The 9,046-nt window shown below is 63.5% G+C and carries 9 protein-coding genes; 4 read left to right on the top strand and 5 right to left on the bottom strand.

Features of this window, described 5'->3' with window-relative positions:
- Positions 1-169 precede the first annotated feature (169 nt).
- Entirely contained in the window at positions 170-1,138 is a 969-nt protein-coding gene (locus RBB39_RS20765) for a LysR family transcriptional regulator (protein WP_045994164.1), read from the top strand.
- Positions 1,139-1,191: 53 nt separating this feature from the next.
- On the opposite strand, the gene RBB39_RS20760 is transcribed toward RBB39_RS20765, so the two are convergent.
- A complete protein-coding gene (locus tag RBB39_RS20760) occupies positions 1,192-2,109 on the bottom strand; it encodes a TIGR03571 family LLM class oxidoreductase (RefSeq protein WP_124802638.1) in 918 nt (305 codons plus the stop codon).
- 461 nt (positions 2,110-2,570) lie between these two features.
- Here RBB39_RS20760 and RBB39_RS20755 point away from each other — a divergent pair, with 461 nt between their 5' ends.
- Positions 2,571-2,948, top strand: a complete 378-nt coding sequence (locus RBB39_RS20755) for a YkvA family protein (protein WP_045994728.1) — start codon at positions 2,571-2,573, stop codon at positions 2,946-2,948.
- Here the strand turns inward: RBB39_RS20755 and RBB39_RS20750 are convergent, their stop codons facing one another.
- From RBB39_RS20750 to RBB39_RS20740, 3 genes are all read right to left on the bottom strand, one after another.
- The gene (locus RBB39_RS20750; RefSeq protein ID WP_306169374.1) at positions 2,949-3,959 is read right to left on the bottom strand and encodes a zinc-dependent alcohol dehydrogenase family protein; all 1,011 of its coding nucleotides are present in this window, start codon (positions 3,957-3,959) and stop codon (positions 2,949-2,951) included. It lies immediately after the preceding gene.
- Positions 3,960-4,111: 152 nt separating this feature from the next.
- On the bottom strand, positions 4,112-5,023 hold the full coding sequence (locus RBB39_RS20745; RefSeq protein ID WP_124802634.1) for a LysR family transcriptional regulator: 912 nt from the start codon (positions 5,021-5,023) through the stop codon (positions 4,112-4,114).
- 320 nt (positions 5,024-5,343) lie between these two features.
- The gene (locus RBB39_RS20740; protein ID WP_045994730.1) at positions 5,344-6,198 is read right to left on the bottom strand and encodes a DUF4437 domain-containing protein; all 855 of its coding nucleotides are present in this window, start codon (positions 6,196-6,198) and stop codon (positions 5,344-5,346) included.
- A 199-nt stretch (positions 6,199-6,397) separates the two neighbouring features.
- Here RBB39_RS20740 and RBB39_RS20735 point away from each other — a divergent pair, with 199 nt between their 5' ends.
- Positions 6,398-7,327 (top strand): LysR family transcriptional regulator, encoded by a 930-nt coding sequence (locus RBB39_RS20735; protein ID WP_045994731.1) that lies wholly within the window; start codon positions 6,398-6,400, stop codon positions 7,325-7,327.
- A 245-nt stretch (positions 7,328-7,572) separates the two neighbouring features.
- Entirely contained in the window at positions 7,573-8,382 is an 810-nt protein-coding gene (locus RBB39_RS20730) for an enoyl-CoA hydratase/isomerase family protein (protein ID WP_052704519.1), read from the top strand.
- Between the two features lie 324 nt (positions 8,383-8,706).
- Here RBB39_RS20730 and RBB39_RS20725 read toward each other — a convergent pair whose 3' ends face one another.
- Positions 8,707-9,045: a hypothetical protein gene (locus RBB39_RS20725; RefSeq protein ID WP_306169373.1), complete on the bottom strand. Its 339-nt coding sequence runs from the start codon at positions 9,043-9,045 to the stop codon at positions 8,707-8,709.
- Position 9,046 lies beyond the last annotated feature (1 nt).

The raw sequence follows: 9,046 nt of genomic DNA, 5'->3' as shown, positions 1-9,046 counted from the left end.
CACCACCTGGGGGTCAAACGGGGGGCGTTGGTCGGACATCTGGCGACTCCTGAGCAAAAGGTTCGCCAGTGTAATCCTCGATCGAGACTTGTATTAGACCGGTTGGTCGCACATTATTGATGCCAAATATGCACGCATCTGTGCGCTTGTACCTTCTGTGGAGACCTTCATGGACCAACCGAGTCGTCTGCTGCTGCTGGTCGATGTGGCCGAGCTTGGCAGCTTTTCCGAGGCCGCCAAGCGCCGCGAATTGGATCGCTCGGTGGTGTCCAAGCATATCGCGCGCCTCGAGCAGGAGCTGGGGGTGCGCCTGCTCAATCGCTCCACGCGCTCGCTGTCACTGACCCAGGCGGGGCAGGCCATGGTGCAGCAGGGGCGTGAGCTGCGTGACTGGATGTACCACACCCAGGCGCTGGCCGAGAACCTGCAGCAGCTGCCGAGCGGACGGCTTAAGGTGAGCGCCCCGGGCATCCTCGGCCGCTGCCTGGGCTTCGAGGCGATGCGACGCTTTCGCCAGCACTATCCCGATGTGCAGGTGGACCTGCAGTTGGAAGAACGACGGGTCGACGTGATCGGTGAAGGCTACGACCTGGTGCTGCGGGTCGGCGACCTGAAGGACTCCAATCTGGTGGCCTCGCCACTGGCGCCCAATCATCTGTTGATCGGCGCCAGTCCAGCCTTTATCGAGCGTCATGGCGAGCCACGAGACCTCGCCACCCTGGCCCGGCTGCCGGCGTTGACCTTCAGCTCACAGCAGTTCCAGCTCGACTATCTGCCTTACCTGGATGACCAGGGGCGGGAGCAGAAGCTGCCGCTCAATAGCCAGGTGCGCACCAGCGAGGCCGAGGTGATCAAGCGTGGGGTGATGGAAGGCATGGGCATCGGGGTACTGCCGGCATTCGCCATGTACAACGAGGTCAGCGACGGACGTATCGTGCCGCTGATGACCGACCTGGCACTGCCGGAGTTCGGCGTCATCACGCTGCTCTATCCCCACCGCGAGATGCCGCTGCGTACCCGGCGCTTTATCGAGATTCTGCGCGAGATGGTCGGCTCGCCACCCCAGTGGGAGGCACGCATCCCCGGCTTTGCCGAAATGTACGGCAAGGGCACTGGTGGGATGGGCCTGGCGTCCTGAGTGTGGCAAGGGTGACGAGCCGGCTGTTAGTCGCACGTCGCTGCAAGGTGAGCCTAGCCAGCATCGAAGGCCGGCAACACTTCCTCGGCCAGGCGATGCAGGGTCTCTTCCACCGGCGCCTGGTTGCGGCGCAGGTTCAGGCCGATGTGATTGACGCCGGCGGCCTGCATGGCCTCGAGCTCGGCGATCAATCCCTGGCTGCCGACCCTCAGCCCGAAGCGGTGGCGGCGAGGCGGTTCGTCCGCGCGCTCGGCCAGGTCCAGGTGCAGGAAGCTGATGTAGGGCTTGTCGCCGGCCACCTCGCGCCACAGGCCGACCCGACGGCGGTGGTCCTCCGGCGTGCCGGGGTAGGCCAGCCAGGCATCCATGTGCTGACCGACCCAGTCCGGGCGCTGCTGGGCCAGACCGGCCACCAGCAGGGGCGGTGGCGTCGCCATCGGCAGCAGCGCCTGGCCGGCGTCCAGCCGCGCATCCTGATCGCCCCTCAGCACCGCGACGGCGTCGCGGAAGGCCTCACCGCGCTGCTCGAAGGGTATTCCGAACAGCGGATATTCCACCGGACGGTCACCGCTGGCGACACCCAGCAGCAGCCGGTCACCGCTGAGCTGTTGCACGCTGGCGGCGGCCTTTCTGACCAGCCAGGGCATACGCAGCGGCAGCACCGCAGCGGCGGTGCCCAACAGTGCACGCTGCGTGGACGCCGCCAGATAGCCCAGGTAGGTGAACATCTCGAACACCTGACCGGCGTCGCCAAAGTGCGGGTCGTAGAGCGGTACATCGCGCAGCCACAGCGCACGAAAGCCGAGGCGATCGGCCAGCTGGACACGGTTAAGGTGTTCGCTCAGATCGGGGACGCCGAAGGCGCGACCATCGCGCAGGCGGGCGGCTTCACCGGCGGGGCTCCAGTCATTGTCCAGCGCCAGCTCCAGGCCCAGGGTCAAGGGGCCACTGGTCAGTCGTTGCAAGCTCATCTTGGCTCCTGCCTCGAGGGGAGGCGTATCAGTTCGATAGAACGCTAGGCGCTGTCCGAAAAGTCGACGAGCGAAGGTTAGACAAGGCAAAAATCGGTGAGAAAGCGCAGTTTACGGGGTGTAAATGAGCATTTTGATCCGATTTTTAACGCCGTATTACCGAGCGCAGGCACTTTTCAGACAAGCCCTAATCGTTGTAATGGAGTGTGGCGCCGTCAGAGGCGGGGAAAAAGAGGCTCGCGGCGGAATCACTTTTTCGTTTGCGGCAACAATCGACACGAAACATCCGATGATGCTGGCGCAGGCACGGGGCAGGGCGACACCATTGAACCGACACGGTGAGTCCTGCTTCACTAGGACAATGGTATCGGCGATAAAGATATCGGCGATAAAGGTATCGCCGACTGGGGCCGGCTCAGGGAAGGGCAGCGGGCGATGCCACGGCGCAACGGGAGGAAACAATGAAAGACGAGACAACCCAGCAGGTCATCCTGGCCGGAGAGCCGATCGAAGAGCACCAGGGCCACTATTCCGACGAGCGCTTCTGGGCCAAGGTCGGGCGCTACGCCAAGGCCGCCGGCGAGGTCACCCTGTCCCGGGCGCTGACGCTCTATTACGCCGCCCGGGACAAGGACACCCCCGTGTGGGCCAAGACCACCATCTACGGTGCGCTCGGCTACTTCATCTCACCGCTGGACGCCCTGCCGGATCTAACCCCGCTGGTCGGCTACACCGACGACATGGGCATGCTGGCGGTGGCGCTGATGACCGTGGCGGCCTACGTCAAGGACGAGCACAAGGACAGGGCCAGCGCTACCTTGAAGCGCTGGTTTTCCTGATCAGCTCTCGACGTCCACGGCCACCTTGCCGACGGCCTTGCCCGAGGTGAGGTGGGCGTAGGCCTTGCCGACGTCGGCCAGGGCGAAGCGGTTGTCGTCCACCAGCGGCGTCAGTGCCCCCGAATCGATGATCTCGGCAAGCGTCGACAGGATGTTGCCGTGCACTTCCCGGCCGACGTTGTGGATCATCGGAATCAGCATGAAGATCACGTGCAGCGAGGCGCCCTTGAAGTGCGCCGGTGTCATGTCCAGTTCGGCCAGCGACATGGTCGTCGCCACCTGGCCGTTGAGCTTGACCGCGTTGAAGGAGTTGATCAGGTTGGGGCCGCCCACGCTGTCGAAGATGACGTCGAAGCCGGCACCATCGGTGTGCTGGTTGACGTAGTCATCGACGCTCTGGGTCTTGAAGTCGATGGCGGTGGCACCGAAGCCTTCGATCAGTTCGCGCTGATGCTCTCCCGAACCGGTGGCGTAGACCTCACACCCCAGATGGCGGGCAAGCTGCACCGCCACATGGCCGACGCCACCGGCACCGCCATGCACCAGTACTTTATCGCCGGTTCCTGCGCCTGCGCGGGTCAGGCCCTCGTAGGCGGTGATGGCGACCAGCGGCAGGGCCGCGGCGTCACGCATCGACAGGGAACGCGGTTTGTGCGCGATCAGTCGGGCGTCGGCGAGCATGTACTCGGCCAGACTGCCCTGCAGGTCGGTGAGCCCGCCGGCGCAGCCGTAGACCTCATCGCCCGGGGCGAAGCCGGTCACGCCTTCGCCGACTTCCTCGATGGTGCCGGCAAAGTCCATGCCGAGCACGGCGGGCAGATCCGGTGCGATCGGCAGCTCCTCCTGGCCCAGCTGACGGATCATGGTGTCGATGGTGTTGACGCTGGTGGCGGCGATACGCACCACCACCTGACCGGCGCTGACCTGGGGGCGAGACAGGGTGGCGGATTCGAACGGCGCGTCCTCGCCGTAGCGGTTGAGGACCATGGCGGACATCGATGAGGTGGACATTGTCGGTCTCCTGTAGGGGGTGTGGATCAATGCCTACAGGATTGCCGATGCCGCCTTGGAAAAAAACGCCATGACCCGGGAATCAGTTTATGGAAATCGCTGACAGTGCGCGCCGGCTACGGCGTAGTAGGGCTTAGTAGAGCGTAGTGCTGTCAGTGCCTGTCCCAGGTCGGTGGTGTGCCGATCTTCTCCAGCAGGAAGTCGATGAACACCCGCACCTTGGCGGTCAGCACGTTGGCTTTCGGGTAAACCAGCCAGATGGCGGAATGATCGTCGACCTCGTGGTCGGGCAGAACCCTGACCAGCGTTCCCTGTTCCAGGTCCTTGTGGATGCTCCAGAGCGCATGCATGGTGATGCCGGTGCCCGCCACCGCGGCCACCCTCATGCTGGCGCCATCGTCGCAAGTCACGCGGGGCTTGGCCCCGGCCGGGGGAAAGGTGTGAGGGGTGCGCATCCCGTTCTTTGATAACGCCCGCGGCGTGCCACCCTGAAAGGCCACCAGCCGATGGCTTTGCAGGTCCTGCGGCGTCCTGGGCACTCCGTGGCGGTTCAGGTAGTCGGGGGAGGCACACAGTACGCGCTTGTCGTCGGCCAGCTTGCGCGCCTTGAGGTTGCTGTCCTCGATCGGATAGTTGCGCAAGGCCAGGTCAAACCCACCCTCGATCAGGTTGGTCTGGGTATCCGACAGTCGCAACTCCAGGCTGACGCTGGGATAGCGTTCGAGAAATTCCGGCAGAATCGGTGCGACATAGAGCTGGGCGAAGGTGCTGGAGGCGGCGAATCGCAGGCGCCCGGTCGCCTCTTCGCTGTCCTTGCCGAGGGCGGCGAGCCCGGCGTCCTCCTGGGCCAGCATCTCCTTGGCGAAGGGGAGAAAGGCCGCGCCCTCCTGGGACAGTGATACCTTGCGAGTTGAGCGATGCAGCAGGTCGGCACCGACCTGATGTTCCAGCTTGGATAGTCGAGCGCTGGCGACCGCCGGCGCGATGCCGAGCTGGCGTCCCGCTGCGCTGATATTCAGCGTCTCGGCCGCCAGTACAAACAGGCGTAGTCCATCTGTGTCCATTCACTAGGCTCCCGATGACGTTGATGGCCCCGGCACCAGCTTAAGGCAAGCGCCACGCCGCAGATAGCGCGGTTCGCTGCAGGGCCGAGGCAAGGGCTTGAAAGGACCGCGGCGCGGTGGTGCTCCGGCGATGCCTTAACCACACCTCGGCGATGCCTTACCCATGCCTCGGCGATGCCTTCACCATGCGCAGCGCCCCCTGGCCGGACCGGGCGGCAGCACCGAGCGGCCCCCGGGGCAGAGGCGCGGTATCGAGCCTGCACGAATTTTTCCAGGAGGCCGGGAGGCCGGGGGCACGGCGAACGCGAGGCGTCAGCAGGTCAGCGCGAGGCGAAGTCGAAGCTGCCATCCGTGCGCAAGTAGAACAGGCATTCGGCGTCCGAGGTGCAGGTCAAGAGCGGAGCCGAGTCGTCATTCGCGCTGAAATAGCTGCCAGAGGGAAGCGGTGACGAGCCCTGAATATCGGCCCCGCTCAGTTCGGCGTCGCCCTGGATGACAACCGCGCGCAAGGTATCACCGTCCCCGCTGATGGTCCCCGAGGCTCCTGCCGGGATCTTCAGCAGGGAGCCGTTGGCTTCTCCGGGCGCGGTGCTTCCCCAGAGAAAGGCCACTTCGGCGCCCTTTTCCTGCGACTGGCCGGGTACCTCGAGCCAGTTGATGGCATCGGCATCTAGCCAGACCATATTGCCGGCTTCCAGGTTGACGGGTTTCTCGCCATTGTCGAAGGCCTGGTCCGAGGGCTGGACCAGGTAGGGGCCTTTCAGAATTTCCAGAAAGATGGTGGCGCCTTCTTCGGCGATGGCGGAGGTAATGTGGTCCTCGCCAGCCGGCTGTGTCCAGAACGACCCCGGACCCATCCACATGGTGGCGGCATCCGGGTCATCATTGTGCACGGCACCCTCGATGACGACCGCACGGTAGGTGATGTTGTGAATATGTGGGGGCGAGGCAAAGCCTTCCTTGAACTCGATGATGGCGCCACTGGGCACATCTTTGGTGATGTCGCCCCACAGCACGCTGGCCTGGGGACTGGCGTCGCCTCTGGCAGGGTTAAGTGGCTGTGGCGTCACCTCCGAGCGCAGCACCACCTCGGTGGCGGCGGTGGCCGGGCCGGCGATCGAGAGCGTTGCCATCGCAACGCCGGTGGCAAGCAAGGGGAAAGCAGACAAGCGCATGGGATCACTCCTGAGAAGACGCTGGTTGGACGGCGGGGCCGGAGCTTCGGAATGCAAGGGTCGGCAACCGAAGCCTCGTTCAAGGCACCGCAGGGAGGAGCATGGTTACCGGCCCAGCAGTGAGGCGATGAACGGTATCGGCTGGGGTTGGGGGGATAAACCGCCTATATTCGAAAAATAAATCCGGAGAATCCGAATAATGCTCGTCCACAACATGCGCCTCTTTCTGACCATCGTGGAAAAGGGCAGCCTGGTGGCGGCGGCCAGAGAGACGGGGCTTTCCAGTACCACCGTGTCCGAGCGCCTGGCGTCGCTGGAGCAGTACTTCGGCGTGGTGCTGATCAATCGCACGACCCGCTCCATCAGCCTCACCGAAGAAGGCCGTACCCTGGTCGAGGGCGCCAAGCAGGTGCTGGCAGAGCTTGAGGAGCTGGAATCCCGCATTCGTCATGGCGCCCAGACCCTGTCCGGGCCGATTCGCATCAGCGTGCCCATCGACTTGGGCCGCGGGGTGGTGTCCCAGGTGATGGCGAACTTTGCCCGCGAAAACCCGGATGTATCGCTCGAACTGTCGCTGTCGGACGGTTTCACCGATATCGTCGGTCAGGGCTTTGATCTGGCGCTTCGGTTCGGGCAAGTGCTGGACAGCAGCCTGCGCATTCGCCAGCTGGGATCGTTTCGCCGGATCGTCTGTGCCGCCCCTACCTACCTGGAGCGCCATGGCGTTCCTGGCATCCCCACGGAACTCGCACAGCACAACTGCCTGGTGATGCGTTTTGGTGCGGCGCTGGACAACGTCTGGAGCTTTGGGCCTGAGGACGCACCGCAGCAGGTGACGGTAAAGGGCAATCGGATCGCCAACGACGGCTCACTGGTGCGCCAGTGGGCGGTGGAAGGTCATGGCATCTGCCTCAAGTCCGAGCTAGACGTCCAGGAAGACCTTGAACAGGGACGGCTGGTGCCACTGCTCGAGGACGTGGCAGCGCCCCCCAAGCCCTTGCAGCTGATGTTTCCTCCCGCTCGCGACCAACCCCGGCGGGTGAAGGCGTTCGCCGAAGCGCTCTGCCAGGAGCTATCTGTGAGAGAGCAGGCCGTCACGGCCTACAGGGCTGGCAGAGAGAACCGGTAGAGAGAACCGGTAAAGAGAGCTGGTAGAGAGCTAGCAGAGGGAACTCTAGGTACAGAGAGCTGGCACTGCCGGGCGTCTTGTCGGGGGAGAGAATGTGAGGGAAGTGCCTGAAAGGGCAAAAATTGGTCCCCATTATACGGATTTTGCGAATTCTGAAACCGGAAAGCGGCCATTCTGAAGCCATCTCGACTGGGCTAAGTTGGTCCGAGTGTCATCGAGCTGAATGGTAGCCACGGGAGGCCGGCGTGCAAGGCGCAGAATGGCTCGACCATCCGCAGTGCCAGGCCGGCGACGGATTCACGAATCTGTCCGAGGGGATTGTCATGCAGTACAGAAATTTCACCACCTTTAACGTATCGGTACGCCGAGGTGCCGCCTGGGTGACCTTCCTGGATGCCCCGCTGGACCCGAGTGGTGCCATCTTTCTCGACGAGATGAGCAAGCTGCTGGATTATCTCGAGCGCGATGCCAGAATCGATGCCATCGTCTTTCAGTCTCGGTTCCCTGAAGTGTTCTCGCGCCTGGCGGGATACAAGACATTGAAGGGTGCCTCATCCCCCCAGGTCGGCGATGACGACAGCAGAAAACGTGAGTTCAAGCGTCTTCTTGCGCGAATCGAAGACCTCCCGCAGACCACCATCGCCAAGGTGGAAGGCATGGCCCGGTATGGAGGCCACGAGCTCGTCATGGCGTGTGACGTACGCATTGCCGCAAGAGGCCTTGCGAGATTCGTACCGATGGAGGTCGGCTTGACGGGGCTGCTGGCCCGTGGCGAGTCTTACGGGCACGAGAATCGTGTGGGTCCGGTCGGTGGACTGAGTTCCTTGCTGGGTAGCCGAGACTACGGAGCCGATCAGGCGGAATATCTTGGCACCATTCACCGTGCCCTGGATCCGGAAGATGTCGCCGCCTATGTCGATGATCTGGTGAGACGGCTGACGGGCCAGACCAGCGAGACAGACGAGCGCAGAGACATCGACCCTGCGTCGACACCCTTGCACGATAGCCCAAAGGAAGATGCGCAGACGGATTACACAGGCTTCGCCCTGGCCTAGTCGAGAGGAAGGACGCGCGACCTGACGCACAGTGACGAGCACTTCAACAGCATGATCGAGATGGACAACGGCCAGCAGGTCACCATCGAGCAGGAAGGTCACTGGGTCGGCGAGAACTGCGAAAGCTAGGCCAGGAGCTCAAGCCCTGCAGTGCCAAGTTCAGTAGCCAAGCACGGCCCTCGAACCACTTGGCTTGCAGCATGGCTGATCAAGACGAAGGCCCGCCTATGGCGGGCCTTCTGCTTTTCTCCATCAAGGCGATAGCGAGTGAGGGCGTTGCCACCTGGCCAGGTGCCCTCACACATTCTCGGGTGGGAGCGGTAGTTACTGCGCCTTCTCGATATCACCTGGCTTCCAGCTACCATCCAGCGCCGGTTCGGCGGGGGCATAGAGGCGCAGGATGGCGAAGGCCTCCGCCGCGCCGTCGCGCATTCCCATGGTGTTCAACAGTGGCAGCGCCCATAAATAGGTCTGTGTCGCTCGCTGGAAGGTCAGCTCCTCCATCAGCTGCTGGGCGGTCTGCTCGGTGGGACGGTTCTGTTCAAAGGGCAGGTTGGCAAGTTCCGTCGCGCGCTCGGCCTGGGCCAATGCGACCGGTGTCAGGGCCAGTGGCAGGGTCAGGGCAAGACCGGCACAGAGAAGGGGGCTGGACCGGCATTTCATG

Origin of the sequence: Halomonas sp. MMSF_3323 (genome assembly GCF_030733595.1) — a bacterium.
In the GTDB taxonomy this organism is placed as follows: Bacteria; Pseudomonadota; Gammaproteobacteria; order Pseudomonadales; family Halomonadaceae; genus Halomonas; species Halomonas litopenaei.
This window is presented reverse-complemented; position numbering and strand designations above follow the sequence as displayed.

Bases quoted from the DNA above. Each gene is read 5' to 3' on its own strand.
- RBB39_RS20745 (WP_124802634.1), bottom strand. From the start codon at position 5,023: ATGGACACAGATGGACTACGCCTGTTTGTACTGGCGGCCGAGACGCTG.
- RBB39_RS20765 (WP_045994164.1), top strand. From the start codon at position 170: ATGGACCAACCGAGTCGTCTGCTGCTGCTGGTCGATGTGGCCGAGCTT.
- RBB39_RS20725 (WP_306169373.1), bottom strand. From the start codon at position 9,045: ATGAAATGCCGGTCCAGCCCCCTTCTCTGTGCCGGTCTTGCCCTGACC.
- RBB39_RS20760 (WP_124802638.1), bottom strand. From the start codon at position 2,109: ATGAGCTTGCAACGACTGACCAGTGGCCCCTTGACCCTGGGCCTGGAG.
- RBB39_RS20740 (WP_045994730.1), bottom strand. From the start codon at position 6,198: ATGCGCTTGTCTGCTTTCCCCTTGCTTGCCACCGGCGTTGCGATGGCA.
- RBB39_RS20755 (WP_045994728.1), top strand. From the start codon at position 2,571: ATGAAAGACGAGACAACCCAGCAGGTCATCCTGGCCGGAGAGCCGATC.
- RBB39_RS20750 (WP_306169374.1), bottom strand. From the start codon at position 3,959: ATGTCCACCTCATCGATGTCCGCCATGGTCCTCAACCGCTACGGCGAG.
- RBB39_RS20735 (WP_045994731.1), top strand. From the start codon at position 6,398: ATGCTCGTCCACAACATGCGCCTCTTTCTGACCATCGTGGAAAAGGGC.